17 protein-coding genes are annotated in these 19,749 nt (G+C 67.4%); 12 read left to right on the forward strand and 5 right to left on the reverse strand.

All coding sequences use genetic code 11. The features are described from left to right. Positions 1-49 precede the first annotated feature (49 nt). The 6 genes from ACIA75_RS18990 to ACIA75_RS19015 are packed head-to-tail and all read left to right on the forward strand — an operon-like array spanning position 50 to position 6,059. Entirely contained in the window at positions 50-1,180 is a 1,131-nt protein-coding gene (locus ACIA75_RS18990; protein WP_397105618.1) for an FAD-dependent oxidoreductase, read from the forward strand. Positions 1,181-1,238: 58 nt separating this feature from the next. After that, positions 1,239-2,177 (forward strand): VOC family protein, encoded by a 939-nt coding sequence (locus tag ACIA75_RS18995; protein WP_397105620.1) that lies wholly within the window; start codon positions 1,239-1,241, stop codon positions 2,175-2,177. Next, positions 2,177-3,160, forward strand: coding sequence for a fumarylacetoacetate hydrolase family protein (locus ACIA75_RS19000; protein ID WP_397105622.1), 984 nt, complete (start codon positions 2,177-2,179; stop codon positions 3,158-3,160). Before ACIA75_RS18995 ends, ACIA75_RS19000 begins: the two co-directional genes overlap by 1 nt. Continuing rightward, entirely contained in the window at positions 3,157-3,903 is a 747-nt protein-coding gene (locus ACIA75_RS19005; protein ID WP_397105624.1) for an SDR family NAD(P)-dependent oxidoreductase, read from the forward strand. The genes ACIA75_RS19000 and ACIA75_RS19005 overlap by 4 nt, the downstream gene beginning before the upstream one ends. Positions 3,904-3,915: 12 nt before the next feature. Then, positions 3,916-5,085, forward strand: coding sequence for an alpha/beta hydrolase family protein (locus ACIA75_RS19010; protein ID WP_397105626.1), 1,170 nt, complete (start codon positions 3,916-3,918; stop codon positions 5,083-5,085). Beyond that, entirely contained in the window at positions 5,082-6,059 is a 978-nt protein-coding gene (locus ACIA75_RS19015; protein ID WP_397105628.1) for a cyclase family protein, read from the forward strand. The genes ACIA75_RS19010 and ACIA75_RS19015 overlap by 4 nt, the downstream gene beginning before the upstream one ends. Before the next feature lie 111 nt (positions 6,060-6,170). Here ACIA75_RS19015 and ACIA75_RS19020 read toward each other — a convergent pair whose 3' ends face one another. Continuing rightward, positions 6,171-6,638, reverse strand: coding sequence for an SRPBCC domain-containing protein (locus tag ACIA75_RS19020; protein WP_397105630.1), 468 nt, complete (start codon positions 6,636-6,638; stop codon positions 6,171-6,173). A 16-nt stretch (positions 6,639-6,654) separates the two neighbouring features. On the opposite strand from ACIA75_RS19020, the gene ACIA75_RS19025 reads away from it, so the two are divergent. Then, positions 6,655-6,978 (forward strand): ArsR/SmtB family transcription factor, encoded by a 324-nt coding sequence (locus ACIA75_RS19025; RefSeq protein WP_397105632.1) that lies wholly within the window; start codon positions 6,655-6,657, stop codon positions 6,976-6,978. 70 nt (positions 6,979-7,048) lie between these two features. Here ACIA75_RS19025 and ACIA75_RS19030 read toward each other — a convergent pair whose 3' ends face one another. Beyond that, the gene (locus ACIA75_RS19030; RefSeq protein ID WP_397105634.1) at positions 7,049-7,732 is read right to left on the reverse strand and encodes a TetR/AcrR family transcriptional regulator; all 684 of its coding nucleotides are present in this window, start codon (positions 7,730-7,732) and stop codon (positions 7,049-7,051) included. 112 nt (positions 7,733-7,844) lie between these two features. Between ACIA75_RS19030 and ACIA75_RS19035 the strand changes: the two genes are divergently transcribed. Continuing rightward, positions 7,845-9,341, forward strand: a complete 1,497-nt coding sequence (locus tag ACIA75_RS19035) for an MFS transporter (protein WP_397105636.1) — start codon at positions 7,845-7,847, stop codon at positions 9,339-9,341. Between the two features lie 211 nt (positions 9,342-9,552). Here ACIA75_RS19035 and ACIA75_RS19040 read toward each other — a convergent pair whose 3' ends face one another. From ACIA75_RS19040 to ACIA75_RS19050, 3 genes are all read right to left on the reverse strand, one after another. Continuing rightward, positions 9,553-9,843, reverse strand: coding sequence for a hypothetical protein (locus tag ACIA75_RS19040; RefSeq protein WP_397105638.1), 291 nt, complete (start codon positions 9,841-9,843; stop codon positions 9,553-9,555). A gap of 174 nt (positions 9,844-10,017) precedes the next feature. Beyond that, positions 10,018-11,076, reverse strand: coding sequence for a glycerophosphodiester phosphodiesterase family protein (locus ACIA75_RS19045; RefSeq protein WP_397105640.1), 1,059 nt, complete (start codon positions 11,074-11,076; stop codon positions 10,018-10,020). 292 nt (positions 11,077-11,368) lie between these two features. Continuing rightward, positions 11,369-13,015 (reverse strand): DEAD/DEAH box helicase, encoded by a 1,647-nt coding sequence (locus ACIA75_RS19050; RefSeq protein WP_397105642.1) that lies wholly within the window; start codon positions 13,013-13,015, stop codon positions 11,369-11,371. Positions 13,016-13,680: 665 nt separating this feature from the next. Here ACIA75_RS19050 and ACIA75_RS19055 point away from each other — a divergent pair. The 4 genes from ACIA75_RS19055 (at position 13,681) to ACIA75_RS19070 (ending at position 19,749) form a co-directional block, all read left to right on the forward strand. Continuing rightward, positions 13,681-14,361, forward strand: a complete 681-nt coding sequence (locus ACIA75_RS19055) for an NPCBM/NEW2 domain-containing protein (protein WP_397105644.1) — start codon at positions 13,681-13,683, stop codon at positions 14,359-14,361. Positions 14,362-14,810: 449 nt separating this feature from the next. Further along, positions 14,811-16,007 (forward strand): NAD-dependent epimerase/dehydratase family protein, encoded by a 1,197-nt coding sequence (locus ACIA75_RS19060; protein WP_397106684.1) that lies wholly within the window; start codon positions 14,811-14,813, stop codon positions 16,005-16,007. Then, complete coding sequence (locus ACIA75_RS19065) at positions 16,004-17,908, forward strand: hypothetical protein (protein WP_397105646.1); 1,905 nt, start codon at positions 16,004-16,006, stop codon at positions 17,906-17,908. Before ACIA75_RS19060 ends, ACIA75_RS19065 begins: the two co-directional genes overlap by 4 nt. Then, positions 17,905-19,749 (forward strand): glycosyltransferase, encoded by a 1,845-nt coding sequence (locus ACIA75_RS19070; RefSeq protein ID WP_397105648.1) that lies wholly within the window; start codon positions 17,905-17,907, stop codon positions 19,747-19,749. The genes ACIA75_RS19065 and ACIA75_RS19070 overlap by 4 nt, the downstream gene beginning before the upstream one ends.

Raw genomic sequence — 19,749 nt, forward strand, 5'->3', positions numbered from 1 at the left:
CCTCGCTGCGGAGGACGCGGCGAGGTCACGAGAGCCACTGGAGTCTGTTGTGTCTGCTGTCCGGAATGTGTTGGTGATCGGCGCGGGTTCTGCCGGTACGGCCACCGCGATCCTGCTCGCCGAGGCCGGAATATCGGTCGATCTGGTCGAGTCGAAGCCTGATATCGCTGCCCTGGGGTCGGGTATCACTCTGCAGGGCAATGCGTTACGAGTCCTTCGTCAGCTGGGGGTCTGGGAGCTGGTGCGGTCGAAGGGCTACGCCTACGACACGCTGGGCCTGCGCGCCCCGGACGCCGAGGGCACCCTGCTGGTCGAACTCGACGAGCTGCGCTCCGGCGGGCCGGACCTGCCGGCCAATATGGGGATGTTCCGCCCGGACCTGGCCCGCATCCTGGTCGACCGGGCCCGCGCGGCGGGTGCGAAGCTCCGCTTCGGGCTCGCCCCCACCGGCCTGGCCGCCGACGAAAGCGGCGTGGCTATCGATTTCTCCGACGGGTCCGCCGGCCGCTACGACCTCGTCATCGGCGCGGACGGAATCCATTCGTGGACGCGTCGCGCCCTCGGTATCGATATCGAGCCGCGGCCGACCGGTATGGGTATCTGGCGGCTGTTCGCCCCGCGCCCGGCCTCGATCACCCGCACCGATCTGTATTACGGCGGCCCGGCCTATATCGCCGGTTACTGCCCGACCGGGCCGGACACCCTCTACGCCTACCTGGTGGAAGACGCCCGCGACGACGCCCGGCCCACCCCGGAACACGGGCTGGCCGCGATGCTGGAGCTGGCTTCGGCGTACCACGGGCCGTGGGACGAGGTCCGGGCCTCGATGACCGATCCGAACCGGATCAATTACGCGAAATTCGAAAGCCATGTGATCGACGGCCCCTGGAATCGCGGCCGGGTCGTGCTGATCGGCGACGCCGCCCACAGCTGCCCGCCGACCCTGGCACAGGGGTGCGCGCAGGCCCTGGAAGACGCCGCGGTACTGGCCGATCTGCTGACCACACACGATGCGGTGTCCGAGGACCTGTGGCGGGAGTTCACCGGCCGCCGGCTGCCGCGCGCGAAGGATGTCGTCGAATCGTCGGTCCAGCTGGGGCAGTGGCTGCTCGACGGGGAACGGGGCGATGTCGCCGGCCTGATGACCCGTATCTCCCACCTGGTTTCCGAGCCCGCCTGAGCAGGGTCCGGGAATTGGTTCCCGGGCAAGTCAGCGACCCGAAAGGAAGGGCAACAGCATGAACGAACGACTGATCACCCATTTACGCCATGTCGATCTGGCCGTCCCCGACTACGACAAGCAGTTCGAGTTCTACACGAATATGTGGGGGCTGGAACCGGAGACGACCGAGAAGGACGTCGCTTTCCTGGCCGCGGCCGGCTCGCCCGAACAGTATTCGGTGCGGTTGCGCAGGGCCGAGGAGAAGCGGCTCGACCTGATCGCGTTCGGCGCGGCGACTCCCGCCGATGTCGACACCCTGGCCGAACGGCTGGGCGCCGACGGGGTGCGGCTGGTGACACAACCCGGTGAGTTGCAAACCCCTGGTGGTGGTTACGGATTCCGCTTCTTCGACAACGACGGCCGCACGGTCGAGGTGTCGGCGGAGGTGGCGGTGCGGCAGCACCGCCGGGTCGAGATGGGGGAGGCGGTGCCGGTCAAGCTGTCGCATGTCGTGCTCAACTCACCGAATCCCGAAGCGACCGTAGCCTTTTACGAGAAGCATCTGGCGTTCGCGCTGTCGGACACGCTCATGCACCCGCATATGGGGAAGATGATGTGGTTCCTGCGCACCAACCGGTTCCACCACAGCATCGCCATCGCCCGCTGCCCGCACGTCTCGCTGCACCACGCCTCGTTCGAAATGCGCGGTATCGACGAATACATGCGCGGTACCGGCCGGCTGCTGCGCGGTGGGGTCGAGAAGGTGTGGGGCCCCGGCCGGCACATGGCGGGTAACAACACCTTCAGCTACTTCCTCGACCCGCACGGCAACACCGTCGAATACACCACCGAACTGGAGGAACTGGACGAGGACACCTGGCATCCGCATCTGTACGACTTCTCCGATCCCACGGTGAGCGACCAGTGGGGGACCGCGAACCCGATGGAGGAATTCGTGGCGAAGAAATCGTTCAACGACCCCGATCGCGGCTGCTTCGTCGCGCCTCCGGTCTGATGCGGCTCGCGACATTCACCGCGCCCGGCCTCGCGGAAACCCGGGTCGGGGTCGTCGACGGTGACACGGTGTACCCGTTTCCCCCGGGCCTGAGCATGCGGGATGTGATCGACGCCGGATTGCCCGAGGCACACCGGCTGGCGGAACATGCACGCGCGCAGGCGACCGCGCTCCCGCTGGACGAGGTGCGGCTGCGGGCCCCGCTGCGGCCGGCGTCCATTCGCGACAGTGTGGCGTTCGAGGAACACGTCGAAGGCGTGCGCCGCAGCGTGGACGGCAAGTCCGGGGTGCCCGAGGCCTGGTACGACGCGCCGACGTTCTACTTCACCAACCCGCACGCCGTCCTCGGTCCGGACGAGGAAGCACCGTTCCCGGCGAGTTGCGTGGTCCGCGATTTCGAGCTCGAGGTCGCCGTGATCGTGGGCCGGGCCGGCCGGTCGCTCACCGAGGAGCAGGCGCGGGAGGCGATCTTCGGGTACACGATCATGAACGACTGGTCGGCGCGGGATCTGCAGAGCCGGGAGATGCAGGTTTCGCTCGGGCCGGCGAAAGGTAAGGATTTCGCGACGAGTCTGGGGCCGTGGATCGTCACCGCCGACGAACTCGACCCGTACCGCGACACCGACGGCTTCCTCGACCTCGCCTGCGCAGTCACGGTGAACGGGAACGAAATCGGCCGCGATGTGCTCAGCAATGCGGGCTGGACCTTCGAGTCGATGATCGCCTACGCCTCCCGCGACAGCCGGGTCGTCCCCGGTGATGTGATCGGCTCGGGCACCGTCGGCAACGGTGGCTGCCTCGGCGAACTCTGGGGCCGGCGCGGCGAACAGGACCCGCCGCCGCTGCAACCGGGCGATGTCGTGACGTTGACCGTCGAGGGCATCGGTTCCCTGAGCGGCCGGGTCGGAATCGCTGATCCCGCACCTGCCCTGAGTTCGGTACGGCGCCGGGACTACCCGGCATTCCGGAGAGGAGCGGTATGACGCTCGCCGGACGCACCGTGGTCGTCACCGGGGCCGGGTCCGGGATCGGTGCCGCGGTCACAGCGGCGGTCACTGCCGCCGGCGGCCGGGTGATCGCGGTGGATCGAGTCGCGGGGACCGATATCCGCCGGCTCGACGTGCGTGACCCGCGGGACTGGGCGGCGCTGGCCGCCGACCTCGCCGGTGCACCGGTCCACGGTCTGGTCAACTGCGCGGGTGTCACCTGGCGCGCGCGGCTCGGGGATGTCACCCCGGACGCCCTCGCCGACACCCACGCGGTGAACGTCGGCGGTCCGCTGCAGGCGATCCAGACGCTGGCTCCGCTGATGCCGGCCGGCGGCTCGATCGTTCTCATCGGGTCCCTGGCCGGCAACCAGGGGCACTACCCGCTGGCCTATACGACCAGTAAATGGGCGGTCCGCGGGCTCACCCGGACGGCGGCGCTGGAACTCGGCGAACGCGGAATCCGAGTGAACACCGTGCATCCCGGTTTCATCGAAACCCCGATGACGGCATCGGCACCCACGGAATTCCGGGCCGCTTCGATCGCGGCCGCGCCGCTGGGCCGCGCGGGCAGCCCGGACGAGGTCGCGTCCGTTGTCGTGTTCCTCCTCGGCGACGGCGCCTCGTATGTGACAGGTGCCGAGATCCCCGTCGACGGCGGTACCGCTTCTCACGCGGGCGCAAAACCCGTCTCCGACGCCCTGCGCCCGCTCTACCAGCCCCCACATTCCACCCACTGAACAGAGGAAATCATGTTCGAATACTTCCCGGGCAATTACGTCTGGAACCTCGGCGTCGTCGCGACGCTCAACAGCGGCGGCCTGATCGACGAGGTCGACCGCGCCTGCCGGCCCATCCGCGAACTCGCCGCCCAGGGCTCCGATGTGGGTACCGCCGAATTCATGGCGGCGTGGCGGGCCGTGGCCGACCGGCTCGAACAGCAGGCGGCGGACGCGGAGAAAGCGGGCCACCCGCGCACCGCCGGGCAGGCGTATTTCCGCGCCTCGGTGTATGTCGCGCAGGCCGAGCGCATGCAGCGCGCCGGGGATCCGAGTCGCAATGCCGAATATCAGCGCAGTGTCGATCTGCTGCTGAAGTCGTGCGCGCTGATCGACCCCGCGACCACCAAGGTCGCGATCCCCTACGAGGACACGACTCTTCCGGCGTACTTCCACAACGCCTCGGCCGACGGTTCCCCGACCCCGGTGATCATCATGTGGAACGGCCTGGATTCCACCAAGGAGATGATGGTCGGCGCCGGAATCCATACCGAGCTGGCGGCCCGCGGTATCTCCACGCTGATGGTCGACTGCCCTGGCAGCGGCGAGGCGCTGCGGCTGCAAGGGCTCACCGCGCGGATCGACACCGAGGTGTGGGCCGCCGCCTGCGTCGATTGGCTCGAAGCTCGCGCCGATATCCGCAACGACCGGATCGGGCTGGCCGGCTGGTCGCTCGGCGGCTACTACGTGCCGCGGGCCGCGGCCTTCGAGAAACGCCTCGCGCTGTCTGTGGCCTGGGGTGCCAACCACAACTGGGGCGCGGTGCAGAAACGGCGGCTCGACCGCGAAGGTGAGAACCCGGTCCCGCACTACTGGGATCACGTGCTGTGGGTGTGGGGGCAGCCCGATATTCCGACCTTCATCGAGTTCGCCGAGGATATCCACCTCGACGGCGTCGTCGAGAAGATCACCGTGCCGTTCCTGATCGCCCACGGGGAGAAGGACCGGCAGATCCCCCTCGAATACGCGCACCGGTCCTACGACCAGGCGGTCAACAGCCCCAAACGGGAGCTGCGGATCTTCACCCCGGAGGAGGGCGCGACCGAACACATCGGCCTCGACCACCTACCGCACGTCACCACCTTCGTCGCCGATTGGGTGAGCGACACCTTCGCCGAACTCGACGAGGGACGGCTGTCGTGAACCCGGACGAACTGGACCGCACCGATCCCGAGGCCGCCATCGCCGCCGCGGCCGCCCGGGTCTCGAATTGGGGCCGCTGGGGCACCGACGACGTCCTGGGCACCATGAACTACCTCGACGACGCCACCCGCCGCGCGGCGGCCGCCTCGATCCGCACCGGCCGGTCGTTCTCCCTGTCGCAGTCCTTCGATATGGACGGCCCGCAGAAGGGCTGGCGGCGGCGCACCAATCCGGTGCACACCATGCTCGACACCGGAACCGACGCCGTCGCCGGGATCCAGGGTTTCCCGCACGGACTCGGCGGCGCCGACGATGTAATCGCCATGCCCCTGCAATGCTCGACCCAGTGGGACGGACTCGGCCATATCTTCGACCACGGCCACGCCTGGAACGGCCGCCCGGCCGACCAGGTCGTCACCAGTCTCGGCGACCAGGTCACCGGTATCGAAACAGTCGCCGACGTCATCTGCGGTCGTGGCGTCCTGCTCGATGTGGGCCGGGCGATCGGCGAAAATGGTGAACTTCCGGACGGTTTCGCGATCACCCAGGCCCATCTCGAGCAGACCATCGCCGCACAGGGACCCACATCGGAGGTCCGCCGCGGCGATATCGTCGTGCTGCGCACCGGCCAGTTGACCCGCGTGCGCCGCGAAGGCTGGGGTGAGTACGCGGGCGGCCCCGCCCCGGGCCTGTCCTTCACCACGGCCGACTGGCTACACGACACCGAGATTGCGGCAATCGCCACGGACACCTGGGGTTTCGAAGTACGGCCGAACGAATTCGACGTTGCCTTCCAGCCCCTGCATCAGGTCGCGATCCCGAATATCGGTCTCTTCCTGGGCGAGATGTGGGACCCCGACGCGCTGGCGCAGGCCTGCCGGGAAGACGGACATTACGATTTCTTCCTGACCGCCGCCCCGATCAAGGTAACCGGCGCCGTCGGCGCACCCGTCAATCCGATAGCGGTCCGCTGAGCGGCAGGCTCCGGAAAGTCGCCCTGATCACCGGAACTGCCGGTGATCAGGGCCGGGTCGCGGCCCGGTGAATCCACCGGATTTTCATCGGACCTGTTGATCACCGGCACACTATTTGTAAAAGCCGTCGCGCAGGTTGATTCCGTGCTCGACCCACATCTTGAGGGCGGCCAGCATTCCGGTCCATCCTTCGCAGTTGCCGAAGGCGTTCTTCGCGCCCTCCTCCGACGGCCGCCACGCGGATTCCGTGATGGTGACGAGGGTGCGGGTGTCGTCGTCGATCGGTTCGAATTCGAATGTCGTGGTGGTGACGCCGGCCTCGCCGGCCGCCGCTTCGCCGCCCCACTGGATGACGATGGTGCGGGGTGGGGCGGCTTTCAGTACCTGTACCGGGAAGGCGCCCGGGAAGTCGTGGAAATCCCAGGTCACCTCGGATCCCGGGGTGAGCCGTCCGCGCGCGCCGCCGGTGGTGAAGTACCTCGACAGCTGGGCGGGATCGGCGACGGCCTCGTACACCTCGGCGCAGGGGCGGGCGACTCGGCCGGACACGGTGAAGGAGAGTTCTTTCAAATCTGACATGTGATAAATTTACAACATGTCTGCGGTTGATGACAAGGACCCCGACGACCTCGTGTTCAAAGCGCTGGCGTCGGCGACTCGGCGCGCCATGCTCGACGCGCTCAGGGAATCGCCACGCACCACGGGTGGGCTGTGTGAGATTTTTTCCGCACTGGACCGCACGACGGTGCTGCAGCATCTGCGCGTGCTGGAGCGGGCGGGCCTGGTGACCGGCCGCAAAGTGGGCCGTGAGCGTCATCTGGCGCTGGCCCCGATGCCGATCAAACGGATCCACGATCGCTGGATCGGCGAATACACCCGCGCCGCGGTCGAACTACTCGATCAGCTGGAGGCCGAGTAGTTCCGGCCGGCGGGCGGGGTTCACGAGATTTGTTGAACTGGAGTGCTATTCGCGCAGAACGGGCTGGTGGTCAGCGACGGCGGCCGGCGCAGGGGGAGTGCTTGGCGTGCTTGGCCTGATCGACCTCGTCGTCGGTCAGCGCGCGGACCGGTAGTTCCCGGCGCGGGACCGTATCGGTGCGAATGCCGTTGAGCGCGATCGCCATATAGCGCCGCCAGATCTCGGGATTGATCGGTTTGGCGAACTCGGCGAGGCCGTCGACCATATGGATCATCGCGAAAAGGTCCGACGGTTCGATATCGGGCTGCAGGACTCCGGCGTCGCGCGCGCGGGTGACGATCGCGGCGACGGCCGGTTTGATCCGGTCGCGCAGGCGGTGGAACCGCTCGGTGTCGAGGTCGAGCTCGAGAATGACATTGCTGAACCCGCGATTGGCGGCCAGGTGCCGGCAGGCGTACTCGACGAACTGGACGAGCCCGAGCCACGGGTCGGGTTCCCGTTTGCTCGCTTCGGCGGCTCCGGCGAATTCGTCGAGGTGGTGTTCGAAGACCTCGGAGATGAGTTCGGTCTTGTTCGCGAAGCGGCGGTAGACCGTGCCGACTCCCACGCCCGCGCGTTCGGCGACATCGTCGAGGGTGATCTCGAGCCCGCGGTCGGCGAATAGCTCGCGGGCGGCCTCGACGATGCGTAGCTGATTGCGGGCGGCGTCGGCACGCAGACGCCGAGGTGAGCGCAGGGTCGTGGCGGGTTTCACAGCCGCAGTCTATCAACGCCGGGATTAAGTGGAGGTGTTATCTCCGTTATTGTGTTAGCGTTCAGGTAAGCGGAGGAACCTCCTCCGGTTGAATCATACTTCAAGGGGCGAGATGACCACCACGATCGATCGCGGTCCATCCGCGCAGGAAATACCGACAGGCAGGCGCGGTTCGCACGCGCTGCGATGGTGGGTCCTCGCCGTGCTCGGTGTCGCCCAGCTCATGGTCGTGCTCGACGCGACCGTGGTGAACATCGCACTCCCCGAGGCCCAGCGCGACCTCGGTTTCGACGACGCCAGCAGGCAATGGGTGATCACCGGCTACGCCCTGGCCTTCGGCAGCCTGCTGCTGCTCGGCGGCCGGCTCAGTGACCTGTTCGGCCGGCGCAACACCTTCATCATCGGCCTGATCGGGTTCTCGGTGGCGTCCGCGCTCGGCGGTGCCGCCGCCAACTTCGAGATGCTGGTCGCGTCCCGGGTCGGCCAGGGCGTCTTCGGGGCGCTGCTCGCGCCGGCGGCATTATCGCTGCTCACGGTCACCTTCACCGAACCGTCCGAACGGGCGAAGGCCTTCGGTATCTTCGGCGCCGTCGCCGGTACCGGTGGCGCCATCGGCCTGCTGCTCGGCGGCGCGCTCACCGAATGGGCCTCCTGGCGGTGGGTGATGTTCGTGAACCTGATCTTCGCGGCCGTCGCCCTGGTCGGCGCGGTGCTGCTGCTGGCCAAGCATGCCGGCGGCGCGCGGCCGAAACTCGATATCCCGGGCACGGCCGTGGTCACCGCCGCGCTGTTCAGCATCGTCTACGGGTTCTCGCACGCCGAGAGCGAGGGCTGGACGGATTCGGCCACCCTCCTGTTCCTGATCGGCGGCGCGGCACTGCTCGCCCTGTTCGTCTGGCTGGAGACACGGGTGGCCCACCCGCTGCTGCCACTGCGTATCGTGCTCGACCGCACCCGGGGCGGCGCGTACCTGGCAGTGTTCGTCATGGGAATCGGGATGTTCGCGATCTTCCTGTTCCTGACCTACTACATGCAGCTGACGCTGGGCTACTCGCCGATCATGACCGGTGTGGCGTTCCTGCCGATGGTGGCCGGGATGGTGGCCTCGTCCACCACGACCCCGTCGCTGCTGCTGCCGAAGGTCGGCCCGAAGGTAGCGGTCGCCGGCGGATTCGGGATCGCCGCGATCGGCATGCTCTGGCTGACGCAGATCGGTCTCGATACCGGATACGCCACCCACATCCTGCCGGCTCTGGTGCTGCTCGGGCTCGGCCTCGGTGCGGCGATGTCGACCGCGTTCCAGAGCGCGACCGCCGGGGTGCGGCACGACGACGCCGGGGTCGCGTCGGCAATGATCAACACCAGTCAGCAGGTCGGCGGTTCGATCGGCACGGCGTTGCTGAGCACCATCGCGGCCTCGGCCGCCGGTGACTACCTGGCCGGCCGGACACCGGACGGGATCACCGTCGCGCAGTCGGCGATCGAGAGCTACATCACCAGCTTCGCCTGGGCCGCCGGTGTGTTCGTCCTGGGCGCGGTGGTGCTCGCGGCACTGCTGCCGAACACGCTCCCCGCTCCGGCCGAGGGCGAACCGGTGCTCGCGCACTGAGCCACCGGTCGACACGATTGCCCGCCTTCGCGATACGCGGAGGCGGGCAATCGTGCTTTTCGCCGAGGGGTGGTGATCGCCGAATAGCGGCCACCGGTGCTATGGCCGCGTGCAGACGAACGGGTCGACAGCGTGGCCGGGCTGAGGTGTACGCGTCGAGTGGTGCGCCCGAAATGTAATTCCGTTGCGGTGCTGTTGTTTTCGCTACCGATCAGGACTCGGGCGGGAGGATGGGGGAGGAGAACACGTCCTCCAGCGGGGTCGGTCCGGTGTAGCGGCGGCAGTGGCACTGAACCCACTCGCGCAAGCCGTGGGTGCCCCTCCGGGAATCCTCGGCGTGACAGGTACCGGTGGCACGGTCGTGCAGCGCCAGATCATGACCGCAACCACAGCGCGCGGGAAGTTTCCGCCCCGATCGTGCCCGGCGGACCCCGAACCGGCCACCGGCCCAGCCGATTACTACGAGGCCGGCGCCGACCGCAAGGCTGAGGGGATCAAGCATTGCCTGAGTATATGTACGGGCACAGCGGCAGTACTACTCGCTCTGCGGGACAGGATCTGGCTGCTGATCACCTTCGGCGCCGCGCTGCTGTTCGCGTTCCTGGTGGCCGGCAGGCCTGGTTGGCGCCCGGAATATCAGGCTCCGCTCGCACCATCCGTCGGGTGGACCACACGCTCACGGTCGCGGGATCGGGGTGGGCAGGGTGTACCCGCGCTCGGTCAGCAGGGCACGCAGTTCGTCCGGGCGGTTCGTGATGAGACCGTCTACGCCGAGATCCAGCAGGTGGGCCATGGTAGCGCGATCGTCGACGGTCCACGGCACCACCCGCATGCCGTGGCGGTGCGCGGCATCGACGAGAGTCGCGGTGGTGAAGGGCTCGTAATCGGGGTCGGTGATCGCACCGTCCTGCGGGTTACCGTGCACCGGGGAGACCGCGTCGGCGCCGAGTGCCGCGGCGGCGGCCACGAACTGCTCCGGCAGGGAACCCGCGAAATCGTCGATATCCATCCCGCCCAGCCACGGTGAGGCGCCCGGCCGGCCGGGCTGCAGGAATTGCGAGCCGTTGGTGAGCGCCACGATCGGCAGTTCGGGGGCGCGGTCGCGCACCAGGCGCAAGGTCGCCCAGTCGAAGCTCTGCACCGTCACCTGATCCGCCAGACCGGCGCGCCGGATCTCGTCTACGACGATGCGGGCGAAATCGTCACGCGGCATGGTTTCGTGGGGTGCCGCGGCCTCCACCTTCGTCTCGATATTGAGCATCACCGATTCGGCGCGATAGGTGTGGACGAGGTCGAAAACCTCCGACAGCTGCGGCATCCGCGCACCGGGGGCCTGCCGTTGCCCGGGATAGCCGGGCAGCGGCCGGGAACCGCAGTCGATCGTGCGGACCTGCTCGAGGGTGAGCTCGCGGATCAGTGCCGGTCCGGATACATAGGGGAATTCGGGATCGTCCGGGAAAGCGGCCGTGGTGTCGGCGCATTTGGCGGGGTTCGGGTCGCGGTCGTGGGTGACGACGGCGTGTCCGTCCGCGGTGATCTGCACGTCCAGCTCCAGTGTGCTCACCCCGAGTTCGAGCGCGTTGCCGAACGCGGCCAGGGTGTTCTCCGAGACCAGGCCCAGCCCGCCCCGATGCGCCTGCAGGTCGAAGGTGTGCCGGTTGTGCGGCTCGTCGGTTCCGCCCGGAGCGCATCCGGTGACGAGAACCAGCAGCAGCACCAGGCTCGTCCATCGCATATCCCCATGCTGTCGCAGACTCGGCGACGACGGCTCCGGTAATCCGGGACCGTCCCGGGTTGTTCACGAAACGTTCGCACCGACCGCCGAGGCAGCGTGCGCGGGATCGTGCGGGGAACCACGGCCCAGCGATAATCGCCAGCTGCCTTCCGGGTGTGCGACGCGGTAGTGGGTCAGCCGGGATAGTTCCGGACGCCTATCGCGTCCGGCCGAAATCGGTCACCTGCGCCGGACCGGCAGAAATAACCGATGCCCCCGGCACAGGGCCGGGGGCATCGATCAGGGGTTTCGGTCAGCCTGTCGGCCGGGTTGCCCGGCGCGGGTGGCGGCTCCGCGCGGCGTCGCCGGTCGCCCCGGTATTCGCCGCCGCCGAACCGGTGGCGCGGTTGGCGCCCGATGCTTGCTTCCGTGCCGGGGTGGCGGGCCGCTGCGGGGCCTCATGGCTCGACCCGGCCGCCCGTGTCCCGGAGCGACCGGCGGAGTTTCCGCGCCGCCCGCTCGACCCGCGCGCCCCGGCGTGTTCGGCCGCACCGGACCGTTCACCCTGCCGCGAGCGGTGACCGCCGCCTTCCGGCCGCCGCTCACCTGTCCGTGCGGCATCCGACCGCACCGAACCGGAATTGCCCGCGACGCCGCCGCCGGCCGTCGTGCGCCGGCCACGCGATCCGCGCCTACTTCCGCCACGGGTGTTTGCGTTCGCCGCGCGCGAGGTGTCCCGACCGGAAACGTCCGGCCACGACTCGTCCGGAACCGGCGCAGTGAACACCGCACCGCCCGAGAGGTCGGCGATGATCGGCGAATCGACGGTCACCGCGCGTGGTTTCACCGTGATACCGGCTTTGCGCAACAGCGCCGCGACATCCTTGCGCTGCTCGGGCAGCACCAGCGTGACCACGGTGCCCTCGGTACCGGCGCGCGCGGTGCGGCCGGATCGGTGCAGGTAGGCCTTGTGCTCGGCCGGCGGATCGACGTGCACGACCAGTTCGAGTTCGTCCACGTGGATGCCGCGCGCCGCGATATCGGTGGCGACCATCACCCGGGCGGTGCCCGCGGCGAAGGCGGCGAGGTTGCGGTCGCGGGCCGGCTGGGAGAGATTCCCGTGCAGGTCGACCGCGGCGATACCCGCCTTGGTCAGTTCCCCGGCCAGCCGCCGGGCGTGATGTTTGGTGCGCATGAACAGGATGCGCCGGCCGCTGCCCGCGGCCAGCGCCCGGACGATGTCCTTCTTCGCCGCGGCACCCGCCAGTTCGAAGACGTGATGTTCCATCTTCGGCGGCGGTGCGTCGATATCGTCGACCGAATGCGTGACGGGCTCCCGCAGGAAGCGGTCGACCAATTTCCCGACACCGTTGTCCAGCGTGGCCGAGAACAGCAGACGCTGACCGCCCGCGGGCGTCGCCGCGAGGATGCGTGTCACGCCGGGGAGGAAACCGAGATCGGCCATATGGTCGGCCTCGTCCAGGACGGTGGTCCGCACGGCGTCCAGTGCGACCGCCCGCTGCTTCATCAGATCTTCGAGCCGGCCCGGGCAGGCGACAACGATATCCACACCCTGCTTCAGGGCCTTGACCTGACGGTTCACCGGGATACCGCCGAACACGGTGGTCACCCGCAGCCCGCGCACCGCGGCCAGCGGGGTGAGGGTGGCGGCGATCTGGGTCGCGAGCTCACGGGTCGGCGCGAGGATCAGACCGGTGGGCCGTCCGGGTACCCGGCGGTCACCCGCGAGCCGTTCGACCAGCGGGATCGCGAAGGCCAGCGTTTTTCCGCTCCCGGTCTTGCCCCGGCCGAGCACATCGCGGCCGGAGAGACTGTCGGGGAGGGTGGCGGACTGGATGGGGAACGGCGCGGTGATACCCGCGGCGGTGAGTTCGTCGACGATCCCGGTGGATACGCCGAGGGAGGAGAAAGACTGCGCGACAGCAGCGTGGGCAGGCATGAAAGTATGGGCGCCTTTCGGCATCGGAGGTGATACCGCGACGTCCGATCGGACCGATGTCCGCGCCTACACGAGGTGGCGGCGTCGCGGGTCCCGACGCGAAAGGTTGTGATCAGATCCGCGACGGAGTACTTGCAGCTCGCCGGCGCAGGTACTCGGATCACCCTACAGCACGGGCGCCGCGGTTCCGGCATCCTGCGCGCCGCCGGCAGCGCCGATCGGTATTCGGCATGCGGTATTTCCGCATGTCCGCGCCGGTATGCGCCGTGCCGCCGAACGCGACGTAAGTCACGTCGGCGCCTGCCGGGGCTCTGCGCGCCGGGCCGGTGTTCACGGTGTCAACGGGTCCCGTACTCGTCGCCGTTCCGCATTCCCGCCGGACCCGGAATTCGGCGGCTGTGGCAATCCGCCGAATCGTCCGAACCCCGCACCGAATCGGACGCGGGCTCCACCGGCCGGAATGGTCTGGTCCTATGTTGCTGAATTATCAATGCGCACCGCGTTTTTCGCGATCTGTGCGGACATAACCGCATTGCCGGGATTACGCTGTCCCCGGCGGAACAACCGACCGAAGCGCTCCAATTCCATACGCCTGCCGGGCGTGGTATATCTCTGCTGCGGCGTCCGTCCGGGCTCCGGCGAGTTCGTTGAAGAAGAGTGTGCGCGTGTCCAATCCAACCGATCCCACCCGCGGGCAGAATTCGAGTACCCGCTCACCGGCACGTGTCGCTCCGGGCGCCCGGGCCGATGATCCCGTGCAGCGCGTGATGCTCGTCTCAGGGATCGGCGTCGTTCTGGCGATCGTGGGTTTGGTCGTCTCCCTTCTCGTCGCCCCGGCGTCGGGCGAGGCGGATTCCGAGACCTCCGTCGACGCGTCCGCCACCGAAAGCCAGGCCGCACCGCAGCCCGCCGCGCCGGTCCCGGCCGCCACGGCGCCCATCCAGCAGTACCTGGCCGATCTGCCGCCCGTCGGCAGTACCGCCTACACCGGGGCGATCGCGGTGAACGGCGTGTCCTATCCGCACGCGATCTACCAGCAGTTCAGTGGCTGTGCCACGGAGGTGAGCCACACCTATGACCTGAACGGTGAATGGTCGCGTTTCTCCTCGTCGATCGGGGTGGCCGACGGCGGAAACACCGGATCGGTGTTGCGGTTCGAGGTGATCGCCGACGGTGCATCGGTCTTCTCATCCGGAAATATCCGGGTGGGCGAGCCGCCGAAGGTCGACGTCCCGGTGGCGGGCGTGCAGGACCTGACGATCGGCTTCACTCTGGTGGACGGCAGTTCGGCGAGCTGCACCGCGCTGGGTAACGGCGTCTGGGGAGATCCGACACTCACCAAGTAAGCCCGGCCTGCGCTACGGGGCGAATCGATCATCAGCGCCCAAGATTTGGTCGTCCGCGCATTCTTCGGCTGTGGTGGAAGCGACGGCTTCCGACGAGCCTGTTGGCCATAACCGGTATTTAGCGGACGATTTCGCGAAAAAATACACGGCCGGGCCTGCGCGCAGCTATTTCTGGTAACCGTCGATCGGTGTGACTCTCGATCATCTCGGGGGTACTACGGACCCGCATCCTCTTGGGTTCGCCGACGGCTGTGCCGGGCTCGAAAGAGGTAGTGTTTCTGTTCTCGGCGGTGCAAAAGTGAATCCGGTCGGTTCTGCATCCACCCCGGTGTAGTCGCAGCCAGTGAATCCACACTTCGCACCCGCTGGCCCGGGCACACAACTGAAGAATCGTTCCACACATCTGAATACCGCAAACGAACTGAGACTCTTCGAGTTAGGGGATGCAGATGCGGGTGATGGTTCTGGGTGGGGACGGATTCTGTGGCTGGCCGAGTGCGCTGCACCTTTCGGCATCCGGCCACGACGTCACGATCGTGGACAGCTTGGTTCGCCGGGAAACAGACGATGAGCTGGGGGTTCGATCGCTGACGCCCATCCATGAGCCCGTCGAACGACTGGCCGCGTGGCGCGAGGTGAGCGGGCAGGACATCGATCTGGTGCGCTTGGATGTCGCCCACGACTACGAGCAGCTCACCGAGGTGCTCGCCGCGGTGCAACCCGATACCGTCGTGCACTTCGCCGAACAGCGGTCCGCGCCGTATTCGATGAAGTCGCCGTGGCACAAGCGCTACACGGTCGACAACAACGTCAACGGGACGCATAACCTGCTCGCCGCGGTGGTGGCGCTCGAACTGGATGTTCATATCGTCCATCTCGGGACGATGGGTGTGTACGGCTACGAAAGTGTCCCGGTGGACCTGCCCGAGGGTTATCTCACCGTCAGCTATCCCGGCCGGGACGGCAGAATGTATTCGCGCGAGATCCTTTATCCCACGAAGCCGGGCAGCGTCTACCACCTGACGAAATCGCTGGACCAATTGATGTTCCAGTTCTATGCCCGCAACGACGGAGTGCGGATCACCGACCTCCATCAGGGAATCGTCTGGGGCACGCAAACCGAGGAAACCGCCCGCGATCCGCGCCTGATCAATCGTTTCGACTATGACGGTGAATACGGCACCGTGCTCAATCGGTTCCTGGTGGAGGCCGCGATCGGCTATCCGTTGACGGTGTACGGAACAGGCGGGCAGACAAGGGCATTCATCAATATCAACGATTCGATCCGCTGTATCCGGATGGCGGTCGAATCGGGGGGCGAGGTCGGCACATCGGTGCGGGTGATGAATCAGATCACCGAAACCCATCGGGTCGCCGATCTGGCGCGGCTGGTGTCCAGAACGATCGGTGCCGAGATCCACCGGGTTCCCAATCCCCGGCAGGAAGCCGTCGAGAATGAGCTGGCGGCCCGGAACGACCACCTGCTGGAGCTCGGGTTGAATCCGATAGCACTGGATTCGTCCCTGCTGGAGGCCGAAGCCGAGGTAGTCCGGAAATACTGCGACCGAGTCGACTCCAGCCGGATACCCAGTCACTCGTACTGGAACGAGGCCCGTAAAACCGTGGTCGAGGAGCAGGAGGTTTGAGCGAAGACGACAAGGAACCGGCAGGTACACCGAACGACCGGACGCAGAAACCCGAGTCCGAGTATTTCCCGGGGGAGCGCGGGCGCACCGTTCCCCGCTCCGCCTGGTGGATTCTAGGTTTCGCGCTCGTTGTGCTGCTCGCTTTCGTCGTCGTCCGGCCGGCCTGGTTCACCCGCGATTTCGACGACAACAGTCTCCATGTGCCCGCGGAGCGTCATTTCACCGAAACCCTCGCCGGCCTGGGTTACCCCGACGGGACCTGGCTCACCGACGGCTCGCCCTCGCTCAGCTTTCCGGTGACGCTGCCGGTCGATTCCACCCGGGAACAGACCCGGCTGCGGCTGCGCGGATCGACGCAGGTGGCGCAGGACAGCACGGTCTTCCTGGTGGTCGAGATGAACGGCCGGCAGGTGTACAAGAGCGAACTCGCCCGCGGGGACAACGGGCTCGACGTCCTGGTGGACGTCCCCGAGCACCTGGCCGAGGACGGGCAGCTCCGCGTCCGGGTGCGCGCCGAAGGCACACTGAACAACCAGGTATGCGTGAACGACAGTTCCGCGGGCATGCAGGTTCATCTTTCCCCCGAGACCGTGGTCGAGGCCGCGCTCGAGGAGCCGATCCACACCATCCGGGATGCCGTGGCGGCCTGGGACCGCCGGTTGACGGTGTTGCTCGCCGACCGGAGCGATATCTGGCGCACCACCGCGGCTCAGCTCGGGGTAGCCCTGACCCGCGCCGGGTACGAGGTGGAGTTCACCGACCGGCTCCCGGAGTCCGACGTGCACAGTCTGCTGATGGTCGGCCCGTCGCCGCGGCTGACCGAGCTGACCGGCTGGGACGCCGGGGACACCACCGGGAACGGAATCGGGCTGGGCACGGTCTCGGATACCGCCGTCCTCGGGGTGATCGAGCCGGACGGGGGACCGGCCGCGGATTTTCTGACCGACCCGGTGTCGATCACGGCGGATTCCGCCGGTAGTGCGCCACGCGCCCTGGCCCCGCCGCCCGTTTCAGGAGACCAGGTGAGCCTGGAAGCGCTCGGCGCGGATATGTCGGTCGCGCAGATCGCCGAATCCCATCGGTGGCGGGCCGGGTATTCGCTCGCGGACCTCCCCGGTGGCCGGCTGCCCCGGGCGGTCCGGGTGGCGCTGCAGCTGCCCGCCTCGCCCGACGATCTCACCTGGGTGCTGAATGTCGACCTCAACGGTCAACTCCTCGACAGCCGGCGGCTCGACCGGAACGCGGCCGAGGTCGTCATCCCGCTGTCCGCCGAGGCCCAGCGGCTGGACAACCAGCTGACTTTGACCGTCCAGCGCGATCGCGACCTCGGTGGCTGCGATGTGCGAATTACCAGCTACCCGATTCAACTGACCGGCGCGTCCGCCGTCGAACTGGGCGACGAACCGGCGCCGGGTTTCACCGGACTGCCCCGCGAGCTGGCCGGCGGTTTCTCGGTCTACGTACCCGAGGCGCCGGACGCGGAGGTCGTGAACCTGCTGAACGCGACCGTTCCGGTGCTGAGCGAGTTCGTTCCGGCGCAGTACAGTCCCGCGTTCTTCTGGAACTCCCAGCCGGAACCCGGTAAACCTTTCGTGCTGATCGGGCAGAGCCCGGAGGTGGACCCGCCGGTGAATGTCCGGGAGGGGCGGCTCGTGGCCGGCCCGGGGGAGCCGGCGCTGGATATCTCCTCGTTCGACAATGGGATCGTGGTCGAACGCGCCACCGGCCGCAGCGGCGCCGCCGGACTCGTCATCCAACCCGTCGGCGATATCGGACCGGTGCCACTACCCGCCTTCGGACCCGAGAACGCCCAGGTAGTGACCGCTCAGGGCAGCTTCGTTGTGAACGTCGACGGTAGCGTCGCCGCGACCGGAACCGGGCGCACGGATCGACCCAGATGACCGACGTGCCCGCCCCCGCCCAGTCGCCCTCGGCGATCAGCGATTACTTCCGTTCGGTCGACAGCGCGCCCGCCGAATACGCCGTGGACCGGCCGGCCGCCGCCGCCAACGGCTTCCTGATCACCTTTGCCGGTTTCAGTGTCCTGGCCATGTGCCTGCGCACCTGGCTGGTCCATGTGGAGTTCTTGATCCAGCCGGCCGACTTGATCTTCTTCGCCGACGACCGCGGAAAGGTCGCCGTACCGACGCGGCTGTTCATCATCGTCTTCTTCGCGACATACGCCTTCTATGCGTACTCGAACATCTGGCGCAGGGTGTTCCTCGGGTTGGCCCTGCTGGGAAAATTCGCCGTGTTCTGCCTCGTTGTCGATTTCATCGGCTGGGCGCTCGACCACGTCGACCTCGTCGCCATCCCGGTGCTCGGCCTGCAGGCGGCGTCCGGCCTCGCTGCCCTGGGCATCTTTCCGCATACGATCCTGAAACAGGCGCAGTTGCCCGATCGTGGCCCGCCGCCGCTGAACCCCCGGACACCGCTGTCGGCGTATTTCACCTTGTTCGCCTGTCTGACGGTCGCGGCCCTGGGAGCCGTTGCCGCGATGGAGCTTTTCTTCGGTGCGGTGGTGACGATGCGGGCGTGGGCACTGCTCGGCGGTATCGGCCCCGGTGTCTTCCTGGTCCAGCAGATCTTCGCGGTCTCGACCGCGCTGTTCGGGTGGCGAATGCTGCGGCGGTCCCGGCGCGCCGAATTCGCGCCACCGGTCGCGGTGCTCGTCCCGGCGCACAACGAAGCGCACGATATCGCGGCAACTATCGAGTCGGTCGATCGCGCGGCCCGCACCTATACGGGCCGGATCCGCCTCTATATCGTCGACAACGCGTCGAGCGACGATACCGCCGCGGTGGCACGGCAAGCGATCAGCGAATGCACCGCCATCACCGGCGAATTACTCGACTGTCCCAAGCCCGGGAAAGCCATCGCCCTGAACCTGGGAATTCAGCGGATCGCCGAGGACTTCGTGGTCCGGATCGACGCCGATACGGTGATCGGTCCCGGCTGCCTGCAGACCGCGATGCGGCATTTCGCGAACCCGCGGGTGGGTTCGGTGGGGGGTATGCCGATGCCCGCCGCGGAAAGAACGTGGATCGACAAGGTCCGGCTGGTGGAAGTTCTCATGCGCCACGGCTTCTTCCAGGTTTCCCTGGACGGTTACCAAGGGGTGCTGGGCGTTCCGGGGATGTTCGCGATATACCGGCAGAGCGCTTTACGCAAGGTCGGCGGAATGGTGGAGGGCATGAACGGTGAGGACACCGATATCTGTATCCGGCTCACCGCCGCCGGATACCACACCCTCGCCGACCCGAAAGCGGTCTATTTCAGCGAGACCCCGCTCTCCTACGCGCATCTGCGCGAACAGCGGGTTCGCTGGTTCCGCAGTATTTATCACATCACCGCCCACAACCGATCGACCTTGCTGGACCGGCGATCGATGACAGGGACCTTCGTGCTGCCGTTCCAGCTGGTCAACGCCGCCCGCCGGGCGATGCTCGCCTCCCTGCTGCTGTTCGCGTTCATCGCCCAGTTCGGTTTCCAGGCGATTTTCACCGGGATGCGCTGGGAGCCGGTATTGGCCACCGTGCTGGGGATGCCGCTCCTCATGACGGTATTCATCTGCCTCCTACTGCGGCCGAGCGCACTGAAATACGTTCCGGCCTACCTGTGTTTCCGAGTGCTGCGCAGCTACTTCACGCTGGCCGCCGCGCTCACCCTGGTCTATCCCCCGATGCATCCGCGGCGCGGACTACCTCGCTTTCGCGAGCGGATGCGAAATATTGTGCGATAG

It is taken from the genome of Nocardia sp. NPDC051750 (genome assembly GCF_044453135.1).
Taxonomy (GTDB): domain Bacteria; phylum Actinomycetota; class Actinomycetes; order Mycobacteriales; family Mycobacteriaceae; genus Nocardia.